Source organism: Marinobacter sp. (assembly GCF_034669625.1).
In the GTDB taxonomy this organism is placed as follows: domain Bacteria; phylum Pseudomonadota; class Gammaproteobacteria; order Pseudomonadales; family Oleiphilaceae; genus Marinobacter.
In genome coordinates, this window is the sequence record NZ_JAXMOY010000010.1 from 88,823 (window position 1) to 111,304 (window position 22,482).

The following is a 22,482-nucleotide window of genomic DNA, read 5'->3' on the forward strand; positions in this document are numbered from 1 at the left end:
TCCTTTGATTCGCTCTTTTTACTGGCACGATTACGAAACCTTTGGTGTAGACCCGCTGCACGACCGGCCCTCCCAGTTTGCCGGAGTTCGCACCGATGCGGATTTGAACGTGATCGAAGACCCGTTGGTGATTTACTGCAAGCCCACGGATGACTACCTGCCTTCCCCCGAAGCCTGTTTGATTACTGGCATCACACCGCAAAAAGCTGTGGAAGACGGGTTCCCCGAAGCGGAATTCATTGCCCAGATAAATGAAGCCTTCAGCCAGCCCGGCACTTGTGTGGTGGGCTACAACAGTCTGCGCTTTGATGACGAAGTCACCCGCAACACCCTCTATCGCAACCTGCGGGACCCGTACGCACGGGAATGGCAGAACGGTAACTCCCGGTGGGACATCATCGATATGGTGCGGCTGACCTACGCGCTGCGCCCTGAAGGCATCAACTGGCCTCGCAAAGAAGACGGCAGTCCAAGTTTCCGCTTGGAAGAGTTGACCGTGGCCAACGGGATTGCCCATGAAGCGGCTCACGATGCCATGTCAGACGTGTTGGCGACCATTGCCGTGGCCAAGCTGATCAAAGAGAAACAACCCAAGCTGTTTGATTTCGTTCTCAAGAACAAAGACAAACACGCCGCTCGTCAGATGCTGGATACCGCCACGATGAAACCGGTGTTCCACATCTCTGCGAAATTCCCAGCCAGCCGCGGCTGTTGTGCTTTGGTCGCGCCACTGGCGGAACACCCCACCAACAAAAATCAGGTCATTGTCTACGACCTGCGCGAAGACCCCTCCGAACTCATCAACGCTACGCCAGAGCAAATTCAGGAGCGAGTATTTACCTCTCAGGCTGAACTGGGTGAGGGCGTGAAGCGGTTCCCCCTGAAAGGTATTCAGGTGAACAAGTGCCCAGTGCTCGCGCCGGCCAACATGCTTTCCACGCTCTCTAAAGAGCGCCTTGCGGAATTGGAGTTGGATGGCGATGTGCTGCGCGCCAATCTGGCCAAACTGCGAAATGCCCCGGATTTGCCTGCACGAATTGCTCAAGCCTTTGACCGCACTTTTGAAGGCAGCGATTTGACCGATCCAGACGAGCAGATCTACGCCGGTGGCTTTGTCAGCAACGCCGACCGGGAGCGGCTCAAAGACCTGATTGCTCAGCCAGTAGAGACGTTAGGCGAACATGATTTCAGATTCGATGATGAACGCTTGGGCGAGATGCTTTTCCGCTACCGCGCTCGAAACTACCCGAGCACGTTAACGGGTGAAGAGATGGAGCGCTGGGAAGCCTTCAGGACGGAACGGCTGATGAACCCGAAAAAAGGCTGGCGTTCACTGGAAGCCTACGGGTTGGAATTGCAGCGGCTGGCGAGTGACCCGGAGCTGACGCCCAGAAATCAGCAGATATTGGAAGATTTACATTTGTATGGGGAGTCTTTGATTCCCTATATGTAAAAAACGGGGGCCAGATTCTGGCCCCCGTTTTCGTTTATCTCCGCCGCTGAAAATAAACGCTCAAACTCTGCCCCATCAAGCTTTGCACTTCACTCCCCAGCGCCTCCGCCTGAATCTGCTTCTGTACCGGCGCAGTCGCCAAGCTGTGGCCATCCTCGTCGCGGGCTTTGACGAGTTTCCATTCCACTTCGTTGCTGACCAGCGCCAGCAGATCTTTTAGCTGGCTGGCATCCTGCGGGCGGAACCAGCGGTCGCGGCAGCCGCCCAAACTGTAGAAGGCTTCGTCTTTCAGCAGGTCAGCCCAGGTGGCATCCTGCTTGTTCGCAAGCACCATGCGGCGCAGTTGGCGCAGAGCGGTGCGGGTTGGCTGTAGGTTGTGCTGCACAATCAGGTGGCGGATGTGTTTGTCGCCTTTGGTTTGTTCGGCCATGTTGGTGTGCATATGAACAACGGCACCGCTGGTGGCGACGTTATTGATAAATGCAGCAACAGAAAGCTCCGTCATGGCGGGTGACGGCAAGCGGCCGACGTCTACCCAGTGTACTTGATGGCCATCGGCCACAAATCGTTGGGCGATGGACCAAGGCCAGAACACGATGTTATTGATGTTCAGGGTGCTTGCCATGCGAGTGGCTTTGGCGATGTTCGCCAGTGATTCGTCAACCGCGATCACTTCTACATCATCCAGATACTGCGCCAGCTCCATGGCCCGCTGGCCGGACTGTGCGCCACAGACCATGATGCGCTGGGTGGCAGGCAGGTGTTCGGTGTTCAAACCCAGCTCCTGTGCCATTACTGATTTCAGGCTGGTTTCGGTGCGGTAGGCCAGTTGGCTCCATGCAGGCCAGGCTTGCGGCACGTCGGTTTTGGCGAGGCAGAGTTCTTCTGCTTTCTCATCAAAGTTTTGTTTAATGGCTTCTTCGTCCGCCCGGTGGTAGTAACTGGCGGCCATCATGGCCTGCATAGCTAAAGGCCAGTCCACCAAGTTCCATTGGCCGAGGCTGGTCGCAAAGCGTTGATGGAATGGCGCGCCATACATGGCGCTGATCATCAGGCTACCGATCAAGGCTTCTGGCGGTTCGCTCATGGCAAATTGGGCGACGATGCTGTCGTTAATGGTGGCGATAAGGCGTTCTTCATCATCTTCGACCGCCAAGACGTACCCGGTGCGGTCGGCGTATTCGGCAATTGCCAGGCACAAAGGCTGGAGTTCATCCCGCAGGCTAACGGTTTGGACGACTTCGGCCAGAATGCTGCGACGAAGCAGTGTAACCAGTTCTTCAACCGCGGCGCTGGGCATCAGCGTGTTCGTGAGCGCGAGAATCAGCAGTTCGTCTTCTGCCGCAGCATCCAGAGAAATCTCGGCATTGGGGTTATCCAGGCCGTACTGCTGTTGAACGATGGCGCTCACAAACCGGCCGATTTCTTGATGGGGCAAGCCGTCGCGGCGGAGTAGGGCGATGGCATCTTGTGCCAAGTCAGCATCGGCTTGGTGTACCTCCAGATTCTGCGCGCAAGTCAGCATGCCGGAATAAACAGAATCCCATTCGGAACCGGTTTGCAGAAGTTTGCGGTAATGCAGGTAGGCCACATCGAACTGGCCTTGCAAGCGTTTGGCATGGGCAACACCGCAGAAAGCGGCGGCAGATTGCCGGTCGCATTCCAGTGCCTGCAGGAAGTGCTCTTCGGCCAAAGCTGGCCGCTCGGTTTTCAAGGCCCAATAGCCCAGGTTGCAATACTGCTGCGCTTGCCTCGGCTGACTGTTCAGGCTGGCATTGAACAGTGCTTGGGCTTTGTCCAGCTGGCCATCGTCCATCTCCACCCGGCCAAGCAAACCAAGCGCGGCGGCGTTGTCTTCCTCGATCACCAAGGCTTCTTCCAGATACTCACGGCAATCTTTGCGCGCTTGCAGTCGCTGGGTGTAGGAAAGCCCGTTGGTGTTGGACTCCCCATACGCCAGATTCGCCTGCAGCACCAGCCGCGCCGCTAGCGCCTGAACCGAACGGGGAAGATGAGCGTTGTTTTCTTGTACGTGCATGGAACACCTCGTTACCAGCCATTATCCGATGCGGCAAAGGTCTGCAGTTTTTTGCGGATTGCCGTGCTTTGGGGGGAGTATTGCGAAAGGTGTGCCAGCTTGGGGTGGGTCCGTGGATTTTGAACGTGAGGGAATGCACCAAATAAAAACGGCCAGGTAGTTAGCCTGGCCGCTTTGGAGTGCTGTCTTAATTTAGCCTTGCAGCAACTGAAGTACCTGCTGCGGCCGAGCGTTGGCTTGGGCCAGCACGGATAGGCCGGCAGACTGGAGCACCTGAGTCCTGGCGAGTTCTGCGGTTTCCGCAGCGAAGTCTGCATCGCGGATTCGGCTGTTAGAGGCCGAGAGGTTTTCCGAGGTGGTGCTTAGGTTCGCGATGGTGGACTCGAAGCGGTTTTGGACTGCGCCTAACTCTGCCCGATAACCGTTAATCGTGTCGATGGCGTAGTCTAGGGATATCAAAGCCAGATCGGCTCCATCACGTGTCGAGATGTCGACATCGTCAATCGAATAGTTGTCGGTCGCCGACGTGTTTACAGTTATCGAGAGGTCTTCGTCCGACCCGAAGTTGCCGTCATCATCGAGATCACCAGTTATGTCGACGCTGAATGGCGTGCTGAACTGTGATGAAAAGATAATCTCATCATTGTCGGAGTTTAGATTAGCGCGAATTCCGGTCGTGTTGGTTTGAGCATTGACTTGGCTGACAATATCGCCAAGGGATGAAACGTTGTTAAAAGTGAAGGTATCTCCATTCAGGTTTACCTCAAAGTTAAACGAATCGCCATCTGCTCCGAATAACGTGGGGGTATCTGAGAACCTCGCTGTTCCGTCATTAGCTTCAATGGTGACTGCTGGAGGGTCAAATTGACCGCTCGCAACATCAATGTCGAATGTGTTTGCGGCACTGTCAGCGAATGTCACAGTAACGCCGGTCGTATCAAATATTCCTTGAAGTTGGTTCGCAATATCCGTACCGGTGGCTCCGGCGGCAATTGCGTAATTTTCACCGCCTACAGTTAACGTGCCGCCGTTAGTGAAATTATGGCCGGCTATGTTGTAGTTGCCATCGTCGCTCGCCGCACCGGAAGAAGCGTCAATATTTGGTTCATCGCTAGAAATACTGCTGGCATCATTTGTTTGCAGGTTAAATGACGTTGCAATGTCTGTGCTGTTGGAGTTAGTGAAAAGTACCCCTCCAGAACCGTCATCACTTGTAGATATTCCGCTCAAGGCGGTTGCATCGGCACCCGATGCATTACTTATGGCTGTTTGTATCGAGGCGGCTAAGGTGTTGTCGGTGGCATTGTATGCGGAGTCAGGAATCGTGAGCGAAGCTCCATTAATCGTAATGGTTCCGCCAAATACTTCTGTACCGTCAAGAGCAAAGGTTCCTGAGAGATCTACAGTCGATTCAACGGCATTTCCTGTTCCGATTGCCGAGTTGGCAAACCCCTCTGTCTCGATCAATGTAGAGCCGATTGTACTACCGCGTGAATCCAAGCCACTGATGCCAATCGTTTCGCCCGCATTGGCACCTACTTGGAAAGTTTGTGTATTAAATGTTCCGTCTAGGACTTTTAAACCGTTGAACGAGGTCTGGCTCGCTATTCGGTTAATCTCTTCAATGCGCTGTTGAACTTCTTGGTTCAGCGCCTGGCGGTCTGAGATGCTATTGGTGGCGTTGGCAGACTGAACGGCCAGCTCGCGAATCCGCTGCAGGTTATTGGTGATCTCATCCATCGCCCCTTCAGCGGTCTGCGCCAAAGAAATGCCATCGTTGGCATTCCGCTGGGCCACATTCAGGCCTGAGATTTGGGATTGGAAGCGTTCTGAAATCGCCAGCCCGGCAGCATCGTCTTTAGCGGAGTTAATGCGCAGGCCGGATGATAGGCGCTCTAGTGCTGTATTGGCTTGGCTCTGTGAGGCGTTGAGGTTCCGTTGTGCGTTCAGTGACGCCATGTTTGTGTTAATTACCTGAGGCATATCGTTCTCCCTACTCAGAGATGCCGGAAGCTCAGAGCCTGAAGGTCAGGGCGCCGCGCCGGCAGAAAATTGTTTATTTGCCGTGTTGGTAGGGAGTAAGCGAAGGATGTGCCAAAACCTCCTGTATTTTTTAATTTATTGTTTTTGATGATTTTTTATTGGTTTTGTTTGTTCGTAGTAATGCCGTTTTGCCAACTTGCCGTCAGTAAAATCGGAAGCTGCTTGCCGCTTTTACATTCTTTTACAAAGAAATCTTCATTTTTCCTAAAGCAACTCGGCTGGGTGCCGTTAAGAGGAGTAACAGGGCGGCGCTACCACACCGAAAGTCAGGCGCCAGACCTTTTCCATGAAAGAACGACATCAGTCGAAGGGGAAGCATTATGGCTCTCGGAATAAATACGAACGTTGCATCCATTTCTGCCCAAAACCAGCTTGGTCAGTCTCAGAATCTGTCCAATCAGGCGCTGGAGCGCCTGTCTTCTGGTTTGCGGATCAACTCCGCCAAAGACGATGCCGCGGGCCTGGCCATTTCTACTCGGTTCCAGTCGCAGATATCGGGCTTAACTGTAGCCACCCGGAATGCCAACGATGGCATTTCTTTGGCGCAGACCGCTGAAGGCGCGCTTGAAGAAATTACCAACAACCTGCAGCGTATTCGTGAGCTTTCGGTCCAGTCAGCTAACGCGACCAACAGCGCTTCCGACCGTGAGGCTTTGAACGCTGAAGTTCAGCAGCGGGTTGCTGAAGTGAATCGGATTGCCAGCCAGACCTCGTTCAACGGCTTGAAGGTATTAGATGGTACTTTTGGAGACCAGGCTTTCCAGGTAGGTGCCAATGCTGGTGAGACGATTTCTATTGGTGGTCTGGATACTCGTGGTAGCGAGTTGGGGGCCACTATTTCTCAAACATCTGGGTTGTCGTCAACGGTCCTTGGCGCGGGTGATGCTGCAGAGACGACCGTAGATCTTTCTGGAACTTTTGCATTCGATGGTACTGAAACCTTCGGTGGGACAATCGACATTAACGGGGAGACCCTCACCATCGCAGACTCGGCTTATGCCGATGCTGATGCGCTAGCTTCCGCCGTGCAAACGGCCATTGACGCGAACACTAGTGGTAACCTAGATGGTATCACAGTGGATGATGACGGTTCTGGCGGTCTGGTCTTCACGAATGCAAACAACACGGCTGCGACTTCGTCTTTCAATCTGCAGACGGATGATGCAAACACCGTTACTGAGGATGTTTCAAACATTGACGCCAGTGCTGGTAGTACGACATCTCAAGATAACTATGATATCTCTGGGTTTGACTTCACTAACGGGGGTACCCTAACCGTTGACGGCACGGATATCACGATTGCCAGCGGGGCAAGCGGAAGTGACATTGCAAGTCAGCTTCAAGACGCTTTTGGCAACGCCAACACTACCGTCACCTACGATGCGACAAATGAAGCTTTCGACATCTCGGTGAGCAATGGCAATCAGTTTAATCCACCCGAGGTGACTATTGCTGCCAACGACGCGTCAGCGAGCTTTTCCGAAGCTCCCTCGATCGCAGCAGCTCCTACCTTAGCGGAAGCCTTTGAGGCTGGCGATACAGTCACGTTTGAAGTGACAGTGGAAGATGAGTCGTTCACGGTTACCGATGCGAGTAACCTGCAGGATGTGGTTAGCCAGATTAATGGCAAAACTACGGATACAGGTGTCTCCGCATTTTTGAGCGCCAACGGTGACGAAATTGTGTTTGCTTCTGAGAAAGGTGAAGATTTCACAGCGTCCATTACTACCGATCTTGATAGCAATGCGACAACTGTGGAAGTCAATCAAGCTATCGACACAGCTTCGGACGCGAGTTCAAGTGTATCTCTGAATAGTCTCGATATCAGCACTCGAGCGGGCTCTGACGAGGCGTTGGTAGCAATCGACTTTGCTATTAACCAAGTCAACGAGTTCCGATCAGACCTTGGTGCGGTGCAGAACCGCTTCGAGTCTACTATCGCCAACTTGGCAACGTCGGTCGAGAACCTGAGCGCTTCTAACAGCAGGATCCTGGATGCAGACTTCGCGGCTGAAACTGCGAAACTGTCCAAGGCTCAGGTGCTGCAGCAGGCTGGTATCTCTGTTCTGGCGCAGGCGAACGCCCGTCCGCAGCAGGTTCTGTCTCTCCTGCAGTAAGGGATTAACGGTAATCGCCGGAACCTTCGGGTTCCGGTTTTACGCCGTTTGAGTATAGCGAGGAAAAGCTATGAATGACGTTAACCTGAATAACCCGGAGCTGAAGATAGTGCGCTCTGGTGCCCCGGCTCCGGCTAAGGCAATGTCGTCATCTCAGGCCAAGGGCCAAAATGCTCCTGACCTTGTTTCACCGGCTGCTGGAAATCGTCCGATTCAGAGTGTTGGTGTTGCTAATGAGGCCTCTAAAGCTGAAAGGCTGGAGCAGGCCAATAAAAAGCAGCAGCAAGATTTGGATCAAGCGGTTAGTCAGCTGAACGACTATGTTCAGAATGTGCAGCGGGATTTGCAGTTTGAAGTGGATAGTGAACTGGGTCAGACCATCGTGAAGGTGGTTGACCAGTCTACCCAGGAAGTGATCCGCCAAATGCCGAACGAAGTGGCATTGAGGTTGGCAGAAAACTTGCAGCAGGATGAACCGCTGACGTTGTTCAACATTAAAGTGTAAAAGCTTGCCGCTTTAGATTTGAAGTTGGCAACGGCATTTCAGCACCGCCGCACCCCAAAGGGTGAGGCGGTGTTCTGCGTTATAGGCCTGGAAAGTGCGTCATGCTTGGGCTTATACGCGCTGTTACAAAAGTCTTGGTAAAAAGGGCAAAGTTTTGCCGCTTTCTGCCGATAACTGAATTACTGAACAGTTACGCCCCCTGCAGGAGGCATGGTTATGGCTAGTATTTCATCGTTAGGTATCGGTTCTGGTGTGCTCACCTCGGACTTAGTTGACCAGTTGGTGGAGGCGGAGCGGGCTCCAACCGATGCTCGTCTTACCCAGAAGACAACAGAAGCTGAGGCGCTGATTTCGGCCTATGGCACCCTGCGTAGTGCGGTGACTGAGTTGCGTCTGCCCATGCAGATGCTGAGTTCACAGGAAAATCTGACGGCTTTTTCCGCCAGTTCCTCCAATGAAGACATTGGCGTTACGGTTGATAGTGCCACGGCCAGTCGCGGCACATACAGCGTTGAAGTGACCAGCCTGGCAGGTGCCCAGGCGCTGGCTTCCCGTGATGTATTTGCGGATCGGGACAGCACCAGCGTTGGTCAGGGGACGCTCACCTTGTCCGTAGGAGACAACACCGTTGATGTCGTTATAGATGACAGCAACGACACCCTGCAAGGGTTGGCCAATGCGATTAATGACGCGGATGCGGGAGTCTCTGCCGGCGTAATTGATACCGGTAACGGATTTCAGTTGGTGTTTTCTGCAGATGAAAGTGGCACAACCAATGCCGTGAGCATTTCAGTTTCCGGGGACTCCGAGGGTACGGCTACGGATCATCAGGGACTGTCCCGCTTTGCCTTCAACACCAGCATGGATGCGGACTCTGGCCTGCAGGAGACCATCACGGCGACCGACGCTGTAATGTCGATTAATGGGGTCGAGATTACCCGCTCCAGCAACAGTTTTGAAAACGTTATAGATGGCCTGAGTTTCAACATCGCTGAAACCGGTTCATCTGTGATCAATGTGGAACAGGACTATGAGTCGGTAGCAGACCGGGTCCAAGGCTTTGTTGACCAGTTTAATGCGCTGCAGTCAACTATTGATGGGTTGGCCGGATACAATGCCGATGCCGGCGTTGGTGGGCTGCTCACGGGCGACAGTACGGTTCGCTCTATTCAGAATCAGCTTCGAGATGTGCTGACCCGGATCGTGCCTGGTTTGGAAAACTCCAGCGTGAGAAGCCTTGCGGATGTGGGGGTTACCACCGACTTTGAAACGGGTGGTCTGGAGTTAGACCGGGATACCTTCATTGAACAGCTCAAAGCCAACCCCGACGATGTGACGGCACTGTTTGCCGAGCAGGGCCGGACGACGGACAGCCAGGTTGAGTTTGTACGCAGCGGCCTGGATACAGTGCCTGGAACCTATGCGATCAATGTTACTCAAGCCGCGACGCAGGGCCGTGTGGCCGGTGATACAGCGCTTGCGGACGGTGTTGTCATTGACGGCACGAATGACTCGATCGAGTTTATGGTTGATGGGTCAACGAACTTTTCGATCCAGCTTACTCAGCAGACCTATGCAACGGCTGAAGAACTGGTTGCTGAAATACAGAGCAAGATTAATAGCAGTCCGCCGCTCAACGCTGCCGGCCAATCGGTTAAGGTCGACTTGGATCAAAGCGGTGCGCTCAGATTCACATCGGGTAGTTATGGTAGTAGTTCGAATGTGAGTCTTGTTTGGGCGGAAGGCGGTAATGATCTTGGTATTTCCGCTAAAACGGGCACGGTTGGTTTGGATGTGGCCGGTACCATTGGAGGAGAGGTCGCTGAAGGTGACGGTCAGGTGCTGTATCTGGGCAGCGGCGTCGGAGGGGCATCCGGACTCCAGGTTCGCATTCTTGGAGATCAGACGGGCAGTCGTGGTTCCATCACCTTCATAGAAGGGATCGCAGAGCGCACAGCGGATCTGGTCACCAGTTTTGTTGGAGAGGATGGTGCTCTTGACTCCCGGACCGTCAGCCTGAATCAGCAGTTGGTCGATATTGCAGAAAGTCAGGCGGAGCTGGAAATACGAATCGAGGCTTACCGGGAACGTTTGGTGAGCCAGTTTAGTGCTGCGGATTCATTGATTTCTCAGCTCAATAGCACTCGCGATTATGTGACTCAGCAGTTTGAAGCGCTGCTTTCGAGTAATAGTAATTGATCATCAGGTTTAACCTGTCAACGAACTGGCTGGGCCAGTGGGAAAGAGGCAAACTATGAACGGTTTACAGGCCTATCAGCGTGTTAATACCCAAACGAGCATCACCGATGCAGACCCCCACAAGCTGATTCAACTGCTGTACAACGGGGCCATTGAGCGTATCAATATGGCCAAGGCCCGTATGCAGGCGAAAGATTACGCCGGCAAAGGCCAGCTGATTGGCAAGGCCATTGAGATTATCGGTGGGCTGAAGAGTTTCCTCGACTTCGAAAAAGGTGGCGAGTTAGCGACCCGCCTTGAAGGTCTTTATGACTACATGGAGCGGTCGCTTCTTGAAGCCAGCGCGAAGAACGATATGGCCAAATTGGACGAAGTCATTGGCCTTCTTCGCTCGATTAAAGAAGGTTGGGATGGTATTCGCGATGAGGCATCTGCTCAGCCGGCCCAGGTCGGTTAAGGTTTAAATTCCGTGCCCCTCTCTCCCGCTGCGGGAGAGAGGGGTGCAACCTCCGAATAGCCAACTCCACCGCCATCCCGTACAATATGCCCCTTCTTTTCAATACATCCATTCTGTTCAGTCTGGAGCACAGACATGTCTGATATTAAAAAGGTGGTTCTGGCCTATTCCGGCGGCCTGGATACTTCCGTTATTGTTCGGTGGTTGCAGGATACCTACAACTGTGAGGTGGTGACCTTTACCGCCGACATCGGCCAAGGCGAAGAAGTAGAGCCGGCGCGTGCGAAGGCGGAAGCCTTGGGCGTTAAGGAAATTTACATCGAGGACCTGCGCGAAGAGTTTGTGCGCGATTACGTGTTCCCGATGTTCCGCGCGAACACCATCTATGAAGGCGAGTACCTGCTAGGTACCTCCATTGCCCGCCCGTTGATCTCACGTCGTTTGATTGAGATCGCTAACGAAACCGGCGCCGATGCCATTTCTCACGGCGCGACCGGTAAGGGTAACGACCAGGTACGTTTCGAGCTGGGCGCCTACGCTCTGAAGCCGGGAGTGCAGGTGATTGCACCATGGCGTGAGTGGGATCTGAACTCCCGCGAGAAGCTGCTGAAGTACTGTGAAGAGCGTGACATTCCCGTTGAGATGAAGAAGGGCAAGAGCCCTTACTCCATGGATGCCAACTTGCTGCACATCTCTTACGAAGGCATGAATCTGGAAGATCCTTGGGCGGAAGCTGAGGAAGACATGTGGCGTTGGAGTGTGTCTCCGGAAGCTGCTCCGAATGAGCCGACTTACGTTGAGTTGACCTACCGTAAGGGCGACATCGTTGCCATCGATGGTCAGGAGCTGAAGGCTCACGAAGTTCTGGAAAACCTGAACAAGCTGGCAGGTGCCAACGGCATTGGTCGTTTGGATATCGTAGAGAACCGCTATGTGGGCATGAAGTCCCGTGGCTGCTACGAAACTCCGGGCGGCACTGTCATGCTGCGTGCACACCGTGCCATTGAGTCCATCACTTTGGACCGCGAAGTCGCGCACCTGAAAGACAGCCTGATGCCACGTTACGCGGAAGTGATCTACAACGGTTACTGGTGGTCGCCTGAGCGTGAAGCCCTGCAGGCGCTGATCGATCAGACTCAGGAATACGTGAACGGTACCGTTCGCCTGAAACTGTACAAAGGCAACGTAGACGTTGTTGGCCGTAAGTCTGACGACTCGCTGTTCGATGAAACCATCGCGACCTTCGAAGAAGATCACGGTGCTTACGACCAGAAAGACGCAGAAGGCTTTATCAAGCTGAACGCGCTGCGCTTGCGCATTGCCGCCGGCAAAGGCCGCACGCTCTGAGAGCAGCCTTTCTGAATCAAAAACGCCCGGCACATGCCGGGCGTTTTTGGTTATACTCTGCTGAAAACTCTAACAGCCAAAGCCTGTGCCATGACCCCTCTGGGAACCGCTTCTGTAGCCGCACTTCGTCAATACGTTCGTTTCGCCGATGCCAAGTCGATTGCCGTGGGGGATTTGTTGCGCCAATCCGGCCTGTCTGAAGACATTCTGGAAAGCGATGATGGGCGCATCGACGGCGAGCAGTTCCAATCCTTCCTGCATTTGCTGGCAGAGCGTTCGAGCAATCCGATTCTGGGGTTGGAAACCGGCGATTTCGTGCAGCCAGGTTCCTACAGTGTGCTGGGCTATATCACCATGAGTTGCGCTACGTTGGGCGAGGCCGTTACCCGCATCGCGCCCTATGAAAAGCTGGTGGGCGATATGGGTACCACTCGCATGCAGATGGCGGGTGACACGGTGACCTTGGTGTGGCGCTGTAATTACAAGGACCCGGTGGTGCAGCCTCATGTGGTGGATAACGTGTTTGCGTCATGGGTGAATTACGCTCGCTGGTTGGCCGATACGAATGAGGCTTCGCCTTTGCGTGTGACCTTGCAGCGGCAATCGCCTGGGCCGGCGGTGGAAGGCGAATACCGAAAGCGATGGGGATGCCCGGTCGAGTTCGGGGCGGAGGAGAACACGCTGTCGCTGAGCAAGCAGCTGTTGTCTGAGCGGCTGCGACAGCCGGACCCGTTGCTTCGTAAAACTCTGGAAGCCCATGCCTTGTCACAATTGGCGGAACTGGAAACCGACACGGATCTGACCACCAAGGTGAAACAAGGAATTCAGCGGCAATTGGCACGGGGCATTACGCGGCAGGATATGATTGCCGAAGATCTGGGGATGACCAGCCGAACCTTGCAGCGCAAGCTAAGCCAGGAAGGGGCTTCGTATCAGAAATTGTTGGATGAAGTTCGACAGCAGATGGCGGAAGATTATTTGCGAGATACCCAGATGAGCATACCGGATATTGCTTTGCGGCTTGGGTATAGCGAAACCACGTCGTTTCATCGGAAGTTCAAAGCTGCGGCAGGGCAGACGCCGGGGGAGTATCGGAAAAGCATGCTCCAATAAAGAAAGCCAGCTCATTGGAGCTGGCTAAATCATAGTTGGAAAGAACGAAAGTGCCTGAAAAATTCGTTAATCCTGAGGGAGAGCACCCATACGGCGGCGGAGGTACTACATGGCTCCTCCGCCATGGGTGGGTACTGCTTGATCCCACAAATTTAGAATAGGACTTTTCGTGCTTCCGGTCTGTTTGTGATGTGTGTCGCAGTGTTACTGAATGTATTGGCTACACACTTTCCCGCAATTCCGGTTTGGTTTCCGTAAAGCGCCGGGTTTCGTAGGCGTCTACCAAGCCTTGCACTGCCGCGCGCTCTACCTCTTGTACCGTGGGCGTACCGTTTTCTGCGCTGGCGCGGCAGAGCACCATGCCGGCTTCCACGGAAATATAGCCCGCTGAGGTTTTCAGCGCCTTGTGGTTGATGCCATCGAAAATTCGGCGAAAGGCGGTGGTGGTGCAGTGATCGCTGTTGGGAAAGTACGAGACCGTGGCAAACTGGTTATCCCCCACGCGGCACAGGGCGTCGATCGGGCGAATCAATGTGTTCAGGCGGCGAGCAATGCCCACGCAAAGTTCGCTCATGATGCTGGGTGGATGTTTGCGTTTCAGTTCCTGCCAGTTGCGGATGCCACACATCACATAGGCGGTGGATCCGCCCCGAGATTCGGCATGGTGCAGCGTTTTCTGCAAACGCTGGCGCGCGTATTTGGCGTTGCACAGGCCGGTTTCCAAATCAATGATGTTGTTATCTTTCAGTTTCTGGTTGTTCTCGACCAGCAGGGCGTTGGCGCGTAACAGGGTGTTCTGGCGGTCTGCCATGCGGTCGGCAGCGAAGATTCGGGGAATCAGCTGTTTGGTCATGTCTGACTTGTAAATGAAGTCGTCTACGCCTCTGTCAAAGGCCTCCGACAAGGCTTCTACGCTTTCTTTGGCGGTCAGCAGGATGATGTAGGTGTAGTGATTTTCGTGTTCATCGTGCTGGCGCACGCGATCGGTAAGTACCAGACCGTCCATTTCAGGCATCAGCCAGTCGGCAATGAGCACGCTCACAGCGCGTTCTTCGAGCAGCTTTAAGGCGTCGGGTGCGTTGTTGGCCACGCGTATGTCACGGTAGCCAGCATTCCGTAACGTGCGGCCGACGACCATACTGCTGAATTTAGCGTCATCTACTACGAGAATGGGTAGGTCGAGATTGGGCATCGTGTATCTACTTGTTACCAGTCCATTGTCAGATGCGATTAGTCGCCGCTCTTGGTATGCTTTGGCGGCTTCTATCATCCAGAATTTAAAATGTCGCCCTAGTATACCCTTGGCGGCCTTTGGAGAATAACGACTATGCCTTCTTTTGATATTGTTTCAGAAATTGAAATGCACGAAGTCACCAATGCGGTAGACCAAGCCAAGCGTGATTTGGGTAACCGCTGGGATTTTAAAAACGTGGACGCCGGTATCGAGCTGGAAGATAAACGCCTGACGCTGAGCGCCGAGCAGGAGTTCCAGTTGGAGCAGTTGGTGGAAATGATGCGGATGGCATTCGCCAAGCGCAACATTGATAGCCGTGCACTGGAGGAAGACGGCGAAAGCAAGGCTGGCAAGCTGGTAAAGCAGCACTTTGCGCTGAAGCAAGGTATTGAAACGGATATGGCCAAGAAGATCGTGAAGATGATCAAGGACAAGAAAATGAAGGTGCAGGCCAGCATCCAGGGCGACAAGGTACGGGTAACGGGCAAGAAGCGTGACGACTTGCAGGAAGCCATTGCCATGCTGCGTGAAGCAGAGCTCGATATTCCGCTGCAGTTTAATAACTTCCGCGATTGATGAGTGTTGGGGCTGGGTGTCTGTTGCCCAGCCTTCGCTCTGCTCAGGAGACTAACCTATCCAACTCAGCTCCCTGCTAACCCTGCTGAAAGAAACGCTCTACACCTACAGCCGTTGGCAGTCGATTGCCATGCTGTTTCTGGGCTTTTCTGCCGGTCTGCCTTTTCTGTTGGTGTTTTCCACGCTGAATGCGCGGTTGGCGGACGTGGGTGTCGAGACGGCAACCATCGGGTTCTTCAGCTGGCTGGGCATTACGTATTCCATCAAGGTGATCTGGGCGCCGGTGGTCGATCGGCTGAAGTTGCCGCTGCTCGATCGATGGTTGGGGAAGCGCCGAAGCTGGATCTTGTTGGCGCAGTCTGGCATTGCGTTGGGCTTGTTTCTGATGGCCACGGTCGACCCGATAAAAACCCCGGAGCTGATGGCGCTGTGTGGCTTGCTGGTGGCGTTTTCCTCGGCGACACAGGATGTGGCTATTGACGCATATCGCATCGAAATTGCCGAAGAACGGCTGCAGGCGGCCTTGGCGGGGACTTACATATTTGGTTACCGGCTGGCGCTGCTGGTGGCCGGGGCGGGTGCTCTGTATCTGGCGGCGTTCTGGTCTTGGGAAGTGTCTTATCTGGTGATGGCGGCGCTGGTGGGGGTCGGGGCATTAACCGTGTTGCTAGCCCGTGAGCCTGAGGTGAATCACTACGCGGCCGCTCAGGATATTGCTCACAAGATTGAAGACGAGGCGAGTAAACGTACCCATTTGCCGCCTCGGGTGGCTCGGTTCGTGGGGTGGTTCTATGCCGCTATTGCCGGGCCGTTTGTGGATTTCTTTCGCCGCTACAAGGAATTGGCAATTGCCATTCTGGTGCTGGTGGCGGTCTACCGGATTTCTGACATCGCCATGGGCGTGATGGCCAATCCGTTTTACCTGAACTTCATGGGCTTCAGCAAAACCGAAGTTGCCGATGTGACCAAAGTATTCGGGTTCCTGATGACGATTGTCGGTTCGCTGGTAGGTGGCGTGCTGGTGATGCGTTACGGCGTTCGGCGTATCTTGCTGGCGGGCGCAGTGCTGACGGCAGCGACGAACCTGCTGTTTGTTTGGCTGGCCCAGAACCCGCCGGACTTGGCGACCTTGGCGGTGGTGGTCAGTGCCGATAACCTCAGTGGCGGCATTGCCAACGTCGCGTTAATTGCCTGGCTTTCCAGCATGACCAGCGCGTCCTTCACCGCCACCCAATACGCGCTGTTCAGCTCGTTGATGACTTTGCCGGGCAAGTTCCTCGGCGGCTTCTCGGGCATTGTGGTGGCGAATTTCGGCTACGCCGAATTCTTCGCCGTGGCTGCGGCAATGGGCGTTCCTGCCATTCTTCTGGTGCTTTACCTGTTTAAGCACGGTGCCCGGCTGGATGCTTTGGCTCCGGCTAAATAACGCCCCTCTCGCCTCTCATTAAGAGGAACAGCTGATGTTCATGTGCTTGCCCCACTCCGGGGGCAGGGCGGCGTAGCGCTCGAAATCCGGTTGTTCGTCGAACGGCGTTTCCAGCACCTTCAATAGTTCCTTCATTGGCGTGTAATCGCCGTTTTGAGCTTCCAGAATCACTTGCTGGGCCAGGTAATTGCGCAGGATGTATTTCGGGTTTACTTGGCGCATGGCGTGTTCCCGTTCGTCGTGGGCACGGGATTCTTTCTGTAAGCGCGATTCGTAGCGTTCCAGCCATTCGTCGGCCACGCTGCGGTCGACAAACAGGTCCCGAACGGGCGCATGGCCGTGACGATTCAGGTTGGAGATGCCTCGGAAGAAGTGGGTGTAGTCCACTTTGTGTTCGTGCAGCATGCTGAAGGTTTCCATAATAAAACTGAGGTCGCCTTCGTCGTTTTCTTCCAACCCGAGTTTGCCGCGCATGTTGTGCTTGAAACGTTCGTTGTAGGCGCTTTCGTAGCGACTCAGACTTTGGCGAATGGTGTCTTCTTCCATGACAGGCAGCAGCGCGCTGGCCAGATACTGGCAGTTGGTGAAGCCCATTTGTGGTTGGCGGTTGTAGGCGTACCGGCCGCCTTGATCGGTGTGATTGCAGATGTAGCCAGCGTCGAAATCGTCGAGGAAAGCGTAGGGGCCGTAATCGAAGGTGTCACCGATGATGGACATATTGTCGCTGTTCATCACGCCGTGGCAAAAGCCGACGGCTTGCCAGTCGGCGATGAGCCGCGCAGTGCGTTCAACCACTTCTTCCAGCCAGCGGGCGTGGCGTTGTTCTTCCGGCAGGTTGATCAGGTGCGAGAAGTGCAGGCTGATCACGTGTTCTAGCAAGGTTTTCAGGGCTTCCGGGCCTTCGTGATGCGCTGCGAACTCGAAGTGGCCGAAGCGGATGTGGCTCTTGGCCACTCGCATAAGCGAGGCGGCAGTTTCGATGGATTCCCGCCGAATCGGATCTTTTGCACTGACCATGAACAAGGCGCGGGTGGTGGCTATACCCAAACCATGCATCGCTTCTGAACACAGGTATTCCCGAATACTGGAGCGCAACACGGCTCGCCCATCGCCGAAACGGGAGTAGGGTGTGCTGCCCGCGCCTTTTAAGTGCCAATCCCAGCGAGTGCCGTCTGGATCTACGGTTTCCCACAGCAGCAGGCCACGGCCGTCGCCCAGCTCCGGGTTGTAAACGCCGAATTGATGGCCGGTGTACTTCATGGCGACAGGGTCCATGCCTTCCAGTAACTCTGCACCCGCGCCGATTCCGGCCCAGTCGTGCTCATTCTGCACATGAAAGCCCAGCCGGGCGGCAAGTTTGTGGTTGAAACACACCACTTCGGGTTCTGACAAAGGCGTGGGCTGCACCCTGCTATAGAAGCTGTTTGGCAGATCGAGGTAGCGGTGTTCCACTTGGAAGGCGTTGTTGCTCATACATTGGCCCGGTTATTGAATCGATAAACTGTAAGCGGCTCAGCTCCGGATACACATGTGTAGATGAAATGTCACCGGGCTAAGACTCAACAACAGAGTGCAGAGTGGGGGTGTCGAATGCAACCGCGACTGGTTGTTTTTACGGATTTGGATGGCACTTTGCTGGATCACCATAGTTACAGTTGGCGTGCGGCGTTGCCTGCGCTGGAGCGCCTGGCAGCGAACGGGATTCCTCTGGTGCTGAATTCCAGTAAAACCTCAGCGGAGATGCGCGTACTGCAGCGGGCCATGAGGGTGAGGGCGCCGTATATTGCCGAGAACGGAGCGGTGGTGGTGATTCCGGCGGGGTGTCTGGACAACCGCGAAGAGGAGATCGTGCATTTCGGAGTATCCCATCACGAGTTGATGTGCGCACTTTTGGTGCAGAGAGATAAGGGTGCACGGTTCAGGGGCTTTTCTGACTTGTCTGCGTATGAGGTAGCAAAGCTTTCGGGACTTAAAGAAGACGAGGCGGAGCGAGCTAAACAGCGCCTAGGCACTGAACCGCTGCTATGGGATGGATCCGATGCTGAGTTGGCGCAATTCCGCGCGGCGCTTGAGCTTGAGGGCTTGCGACTGGTGCAGGGCGGGCGCTTCTGGCATGCCATGGGCACCTTTGATAAGGCAAAGGGGGCCCGGTTCTTGCTGAAGCGTTATCAGGAGCGCTTCGGTAACGAAACGGTGATCAGCATTGCTCTGGGCGACAGCCCGAATGATCAGAGGATGCTGGAGGAAGCCGACATTCCGGTGGTGATTCGAGGGGTGAACAGTGACCAACTGCAGTTTTCGCCCGCCCGGCACGCCATGCGCTCTCTGAGCCCCGGCCCTGAGGGTTGGAACGCCTGCGTACTTAACTTGCTATTCGAGTACGGTTATCAGTAAAGGAGAGCCGCCATGGGCGACTTTTACCAGAACGGTATAGTGACCACCCTGCACAACCTCGTACGCCGGCCGGTGGAAGACATCGAGGCAGACCTGATGCGCTTTCGCGAAACCCGGCCCATGTCGCTGGTGCTGCCGTCCCTGTATTCGGAGCTTGAAGGACCGGCTCTGCAGAATATTGTCCAGGAACTCTGCAAAGTACCCTATCTGGATGAGGTGGTGATTGGTCTGGACCGGGCTAACGAGGAGCAATACCGGCACGCTCTGGAGTATTTTTCAGAACTGCCGCAGCCGTTCAAAGTGCTGTGGAATGATGGCCCGAGACTGCGGGCACTGGATTTGAAACTGCGGGAGCAAAATCTGGCGCCGACCGAGATGGGTAAAGGTCGGAACGTTTGGTACTGCTTTGGCTATGTGCTGGCATCCGGCGTGGGTGAATCGGTGGCGCTGCATGACTGCGACGTGCTGACCTACTCCCGGGAGTTGCTGGCACGGCTGATTTACCCGGTTGCTAATCCCGGCTTCAATTATATGTTCTGCAAGGGCTACTACGCCCGAGTGGCGGACAGCAAAATGAATGGTCGGGTGAGCCGGTTGCTGGTAACGCCATTGATCCGTGCTCTGAAAAAAGTCTGCGGGCCCAGTGACTTTCTTGATTATCTGGACAGCTATCGCTATCCGCTGGCCGGTGAATTTTCCTTCCGTACGGATGTCATTAACGATCTGCGCATCCCGAGCGATTGGGGGCTGGAAATTGGCGTGTTATCTGAAATGAAACGCAACTACGCCACCAACCGTTTGTGCCAGGTGGATATCGCAGATGTTTATGATCACAAACACCAAGAACTGTCGCCGGAAGATGCCAGCCGCGGATTGTCGAAGATGAGCATGGACATCTCCAAAGCCCTGTTCCGAAAACTGGCCACCAATGGTGAGATATTTTCTAACGAGAAGTTCCGCACCATCAAAGCCAGTTATTTCCGCATTGCCTTGGATTTTGTTGAAACCTATCAGAACGATGCGGTGATTAACGGCTTGAGTTTCGATCGCCATAAGGAAGAAAAGGCCGTGGAGCTGTTTGCTCAGAATGTCATGCACGCCGGTGCCCATTTTCTGGATCACCCTATGGATACGCCGTTCATCCCTAGCTGGAATCGGGTAACCAGTGCGATACCGGACATTCGGGAGCAGCTGCTGGAAGCGGTAGAACTGGACAATCAGGAGTTCCGACCGTGACACAAACGCTTGAAAGCCGTTTGGTGGCCATGCTGGATGTGGTCTATCCAGCTTTGGATTGCGAGTTTCTGGCGGATCAGCTGCTAGCGGCAATGGATCTGCAGCCGGATGCTGAAGCACCGTCTCCGCAGCAGCACCGTTGGAGCGAATCCGATGTGGCGTTGATCACCTATGCCGATACCGTTCAATGCCCCCATGAGAAACCTTTGGTCACCCTGAAACGGTTTCTGGATGGCTGCCTGCGGGAGGTGGTGACGGCAGTGCATATTCTGCCCTTCTTCCCCTACAGCTCGGACGATGGTTTTGCGGTGATGGATTACCTGGCCGTCAATGAATCTCACGGCAGCTGGGAAGATGTGGAAGCGATCGGGCACGATTACAAGCTCATGGCAGACTTGGTGATTAACCACATGTCTGTTCGAAGTCGATGGTTCGAGAATTTTCGCAAGCGGGTAGGGCCAGGTAAGGATTACTTCGTTGAAGGAAATCCCAAAGACGACCTGAGTCAGGTGGTACGGCCCCGTACCTCACCCTTGCTGAACCCGGTTCAGACCGACGATGGGGAGCGCTATGTATGGTGTACCTTCAGTGAAGATCAGGTGGATCTTAATTTCGCCAACCCGGAGGTGCTGATCGAGTTCGTTAATATTATCCGTTATTACCTTGAGCGGGGTGTGGTGATTTTTCGGCTGGATGCTGTGGCGTTTTTATGGAAAGAACCGGGCACGCCGTGTATTCATCTGCAGCAGACCCACGAGCTGATTAAGATTCTACGGTTGCTGATCGAACATCACTCCCCGGATGCCGTTGTGATCACCGAAACTAACGTGCCGAACCGAGAAAACCTAACCTACTTCGGCAACGGCAACGAAGCTCACGCCATTTATAATTTTTCCTTGCCGCCGCTGCTGATCAACACGTTGGTGACCGGTAACTGCCGGCATTTGAAAACCTGGTTGATGAGCATGCCGCCAGCACAGTTGGGCACCACTTATCTGAATTTTATTGCGTCCCACGATGGTATCGGGCTGCGACCGACGGATGGGCTTTTGGAGGAAGAAGAAAAACAGCGCCTGATCAATACTCTGGAATCGTTCGGGGGACGGGTCTCGTACCGGCGCACGGCCGACGGCCGTGACCAGCCGTATGAATTAAATATTGCCTTGTGGGATGCCCTGAAAGGCACCGCCGAAGGCGGCGCAGACCACTGGCAGCTGCAGCGTTTTCTGTGTGCTCACACGGTTATGCTGGCACTGGAAGGTATTCCCGCCTTTTACATTCACAGTTTGCTGGCGACCGGTAACGATTATGAGCGGGTGGAGCATACAGGCCGGCTGCGTTCCATTAACCGGGGTCATTGGCAGTTGGACGAACTTGAGGCGATTCTGGCTGATCCCCTCAGTCACCAGGCTCAGGTTTACCAAGAGCTTTGCCGCTTGATCGATATCCGCCGAGCACAGCCTGCGTTCCATCCCAACGCCACCCAGTTTACCCTCCACTTAGGTCTGCAGTTGTTCGGTTTTTGGCGACAGAGCCAACGTCGGGAACAATCCATCTTCTGCATCCACAATATCAGTGCTGACGCGCAACAAGTTGCCTTGAGCGACATTAACTTGATTAGCACTGATCAATGGACTGACTTGATCTCGGGGCAGTCCATTGATGACCTTGGTGGCGTGATCACACTCAAACCCTATGAGTGCGTTTGGTTGTCTAACTGAACACGAGTTGGCCCTGTGTGAACCAACGCACGTGGGCCGATCCCAGTGGTTATGATCGGCGCGCACTCAGGATGAGTCTGTTGTTATTTATAAACTTCAGGGATCGAAGTTATTCCCCATGCAAGCGGATTGCAGTTCATCCCCCGTGTTGGCGAATTCCCCTCAGACCACTTCGTGGTTACCAGCTCCCCACATTCTCCATGCTCGCCCAAGGTTCCTGAACTGGCAGCGCCTCACCTTTCTGCAGCAGCTCGATGGAAATATCGTCTGGTGTGCGAATAAACGCCATGTAGCCGTCTCTTGGAGGGCGGTTAATCGTAATGCCGTTCGCTTGCAGCTTTTCACACAGAGCGTAGATGTCGTCCACTCGAAACGCTAGGTGCCCGAAGTTACGCCCACCCATGTATTCCTCTGGGTCCCAATTGTGGGTGAGTTCAATTGTCGGGGCCTTGTATTCCCGTGCGCGAGCTTCGTCTTCAGGGGCTGCCAGGAAAACCAGTGTAAAGCGGCCTTTCTCGCTGTCTTTTCGGCTGATTTCGACCAAGCCAAGTAGGTCGCAAAAGAAGTGAAGGGTGTCGTCCAGGTTGCTGACTCGAATCATGGTGTGCAGGTATTTCATGGTG

Annotated in this window: 17 protein-coding genes; 12 read left to right on the forward strand and 5 right to left on the reverse strand. The window is 54.4% G+C overall.

What is annotated here, in order from left to right:
- Positions 1-4: 4 nt before the first annotated feature.
- Positions 5-1,453: an exodeoxyribonuclease I gene (sbcB, locus tag VOI14_RS10540; protein ID WP_323752012.1), complete on the forward strand. Its 1,449-nt coding sequence runs from the start codon at positions 5-7 to the stop codon at positions 1,451-1,453.
- A 34-nt stretch (positions 1,454-1,487) separates the two neighbouring features.
- On the opposite strand, the gene VOI14_RS10545 is transcribed toward sbcB, so the two are convergent.
- Together VOI14_RS10545 and VOI14_RS10550 are read right to left on the reverse strand one after the other, a co-directional pair.
- Positions 1,488-3,491, reverse strand: a complete 2,004-nt coding sequence (locus VOI14_RS10545) for a hypothetical protein (RefSeq protein WP_323752013.1) — start codon at positions 3,489-3,491, stop codon at positions 1,488-1,490.
- 192 nt (positions 3,492-3,683) lie between these two features.
- Positions 3,684-5,474, reverse strand: coding sequence for a flagellin (locus VOI14_RS10550; protein ID WP_323752014.1), 1,791 nt, complete (start codon positions 5,472-5,474; stop codon positions 3,684-3,686).
- A 380-nt stretch (positions 5,475-5,854) separates the two neighbouring features.
- On the opposite strand from VOI14_RS10550, the gene VOI14_RS10555 reads away from it, so the two are divergent.
- The 6 genes from VOI14_RS10555 (at position 5,855) to VOI14_RS10580 (ending at position 13,272) form a co-directional block, all read left to right on the forward strand.
- A complete protein-coding gene (locus VOI14_RS10555; protein ID WP_323752015.1) occupies positions 5,855-7,651 on the forward strand; it encodes a flagellin in 1,797 nt (598 codons plus the stop codon).
- Positions 7,652-7,721: 70 nt separating this feature from the next.
- Positions 7,722-8,156, forward strand: coding sequence for a flagellar protein FlaG (locus VOI14_RS10560; RefSeq protein WP_323752016.1), 435 nt, complete (start codon positions 7,722-7,724; stop codon positions 8,154-8,156).
- Between the two features lie 216 nt (positions 8,157-8,372).
- Positions 8,373-10,355 carry a flagellar filament capping protein FliD gene (gene fliD, locus VOI14_RS10565; RefSeq protein ID WP_323752017.1) on the forward strand — a complete coding sequence of 661 codons (1,983 nt, stop codon included), beginning with the start codon at positions 8,373-8,375 and terminating at the stop codon, positions 10,353-10,355.
- 55 nt (positions 10,356-10,410) lie between these two features.
- Positions 10,411-10,812: a flagellar export chaperone FliS gene (gene fliS / locus VOI14_RS10570; RefSeq protein ID WP_323752018.1), complete on the forward strand. Its 402-nt coding sequence runs from the start codon at positions 10,411-10,413 to the stop codon at positions 10,810-10,812.
- A 135-nt stretch (positions 10,813-10,947) separates the two neighbouring features.
- Positions 10,948-12,159 (forward strand): argininosuccinate synthase, encoded by a 1,212-nt coding sequence (locus VOI14_RS10575; RefSeq protein ID WP_323752019.1) that lies wholly within the window; start codon positions 10,948-10,950, stop codon positions 12,157-12,159.
- Between the two features lie 90 nt (positions 12,160-12,249).
- A complete protein-coding gene (locus tag VOI14_RS10580) occupies positions 12,250-13,272 on the forward strand; it encodes an AraC family transcriptional regulator (RefSeq protein WP_323752020.1) in 1,023 nt (340 codons plus the stop codon).
- 220 nt (positions 13,273-13,492) lie between these two features.
- Here the strand turns inward: VOI14_RS10580 and VOI14_RS10585 are convergent, their stop codons facing one another.
- Complete coding sequence (locus VOI14_RS10585; RefSeq protein WP_323752021.1) at positions 13,493-14,464, reverse strand: response regulator; 972 nt, start codon at positions 14,462-14,464, stop codon at positions 13,493-13,495.
- Positions 14,465-14,599: 135 nt separating this feature from the next.
- Here VOI14_RS10585 and VOI14_RS10590 point away from each other — a divergent pair, with 135 nt between their 5' ends.
- Together VOI14_RS10590 and VOI14_RS10595 are read left to right on the forward strand one after the other, a co-directional pair.
- Positions 14,600-15,082 (forward strand): YajQ family cyclic di-GMP-binding protein, encoded by a 483-nt coding sequence (locus VOI14_RS10590; RefSeq protein ID WP_323752022.1) that lies wholly within the window; start codon positions 14,600-14,602, stop codon positions 15,080-15,082.
- An 85-nt stretch (positions 15,083-15,167) separates the two neighbouring features.
- Positions 15,168-16,508: an AmpG family muropeptide MFS transporter gene (locus VOI14_RS10595; protein ID WP_416361407.1), complete on the forward strand. Its 1,341-nt coding sequence runs from the start codon at positions 15,168-15,170 to the stop codon at positions 16,506-16,508.
- Between the two features lie 18 nt (positions 16,509-16,526).
- On the opposite strand, the gene VOI14_RS10600 is transcribed toward VOI14_RS10595, so the two are convergent.
- Positions 16,527-17,981: a protein adenylyltransferase SelO gene (locus VOI14_RS10600; RefSeq protein ID WP_323752024.1), complete on the reverse strand. Its 1,455-nt coding sequence runs from the start codon at positions 17,979-17,981 to the stop codon at positions 16,527-16,529.
- 117 nt (positions 17,982-18,098) lie between these two features.
- On the opposite strand from VOI14_RS10600, the gene VOI14_RS10605 reads away from it, so the two are divergent.
- The 3 genes from VOI14_RS10605 to VOI14_RS10615 are packed head-to-tail and all read left to right on the forward strand — an operon-like array spanning position 18,099 to position 21,859.
- Positions 18,099-18,902, forward strand: coding sequence for an HAD-IIB family hydrolase (locus VOI14_RS10605; protein WP_323752025.1), 804 nt, complete (start codon positions 18,099-18,101; stop codon positions 18,900-18,902).
- 12 nt (positions 18,903-18,914) lie between these two features.
- Entirely contained in the window at positions 18,915-20,138 is a 1,224-nt protein-coding gene (locus VOI14_RS10610; RefSeq protein ID WP_323752026.1) for a glycosyl transferase, read from the forward strand.
- Positions 20,135-21,859 (forward strand): alpha-amylase family glycosyl hydrolase, encoded by a 1,725-nt coding sequence (locus tag VOI14_RS10615; RefSeq protein ID WP_323752027.1) that lies wholly within the window; start codon positions 20,135-20,137, stop codon positions 21,857-21,859. The genes VOI14_RS10610 and VOI14_RS10615 overlap by 4 nt, the downstream gene beginning before the upstream one ends.
- 178 nt (positions 21,860-22,037) lie before the next feature.
- Here the strand turns inward: VOI14_RS10615 and VOI14_RS10620 are convergent, their stop codons facing one another.
- Positions 22,038-22,478, reverse strand: a complete 441-nt coding sequence (locus VOI14_RS10620) for a VOC family protein (protein WP_323752028.1) — start codon at positions 22,476-22,478, stop codon at positions 22,038-22,040.
- Between the last annotated feature and the right edge of the window lie 4 nt (positions 22,479-22,482).

What these genes read in the sequence shown, in the direction of transcription:
- VOI14_RS10560 (WP_323752016.1), top strand. Translation starts at nt 7,722, where the DNA reads ATGAATGACGTTAACCTGAATAACCCGGAGCTGAAGATAGTGCGCTCT.
- VOI14_RS10585 (WP_323752021.1), bottom strand. Translation starts at nt 14,464, where the DNA reads ATGCCCAATCTCGACCTACCCATTCTCGTAGTAGATGACGCTAAATTC.
- VOI14_RS10590 (WP_323752022.1), top strand. Translation starts at nt 14,600, where the DNA reads ATGCCTTCTTTTGATATTGTTTCAGAAATTGAAATGCACGAAGTCACC.
- VOI14_RS10600 (WP_323752024.1), bottom strand. Translation starts at nt 17,981, where the DNA reads ATGAGCAACAACGCCTTCCAAGTGGAACACCGCTACCTCGATCTGCCA.
- VOI14_RS10555 (WP_323752015.1), top strand. Translation starts at nt 5,855, where the DNA reads ATGGCTCTCGGAATAAATACGAACGTTGCATCCATTTCTGCCCAAAAC.
- VOI14_RS10575 (WP_323752019.1), top strand. Translation starts at nt 10,948, where the DNA reads ATGTCTGATATTAAAAAGGTGGTTCTGGCCTATTCCGGCGGCCTGGAT.
- VOI14_RS10620 (WP_323752028.1), bottom strand. Translation starts at nt 22,478, where the DNA reads ATGAAATACCTGCACACCATGATTCGAGTCAGCAACCTGGACGACACC.
- VOI14_RS10550 (WP_323752014.1), bottom strand. Translation starts at nt 5,474, where the DNA reads ATGCCTCAGGTAATTAACACAAACATGGCGTCACTGAACGCACAACGG.
- fliD (WP_323752017.1), top strand. Translation starts at nt 8,373, where the DNA reads ATGGCTAGTATTTCATCGTTAGGTATCGGTTCTGGTGTGCTCACCTCG.
- VOI14_RS10605 (WP_323752025.1), top strand. Translation starts at nt 18,099, where the DNA reads ATGCAACCGCGACTGGTTGTTTTTACGGATTTGGATGGCACTTTGCTG.
- VOI14_RS10610 (WP_323752026.1), top strand. Translation starts at nt 18,915, where the DNA reads ATGGGCGACTTTTACCAGAACGGTATAGTGACCACCCTGCACAACCTC.
- fliS (WP_323752018.1), top strand. Translation starts at nt 10,411, where the DNA reads ATGAACGGTTTACAGGCCTATCAGCGTGTTAATACCCAAACGAGCATC.
- VOI14_RS10580 (WP_323752020.1), top strand. Translation starts at nt 12,250, where the DNA reads ATGACCCCTCTGGGAACCGCTTCTGTAGCCGCACTTCGTCAATACGTT.
- VOI14_RS10545 (WP_323752013.1), bottom strand. Translation starts at nt 3,491, where the DNA reads ATGCACGTACAAGAAAACAACGCTCATCTTCCCCGTTCGGTTCAGGCG.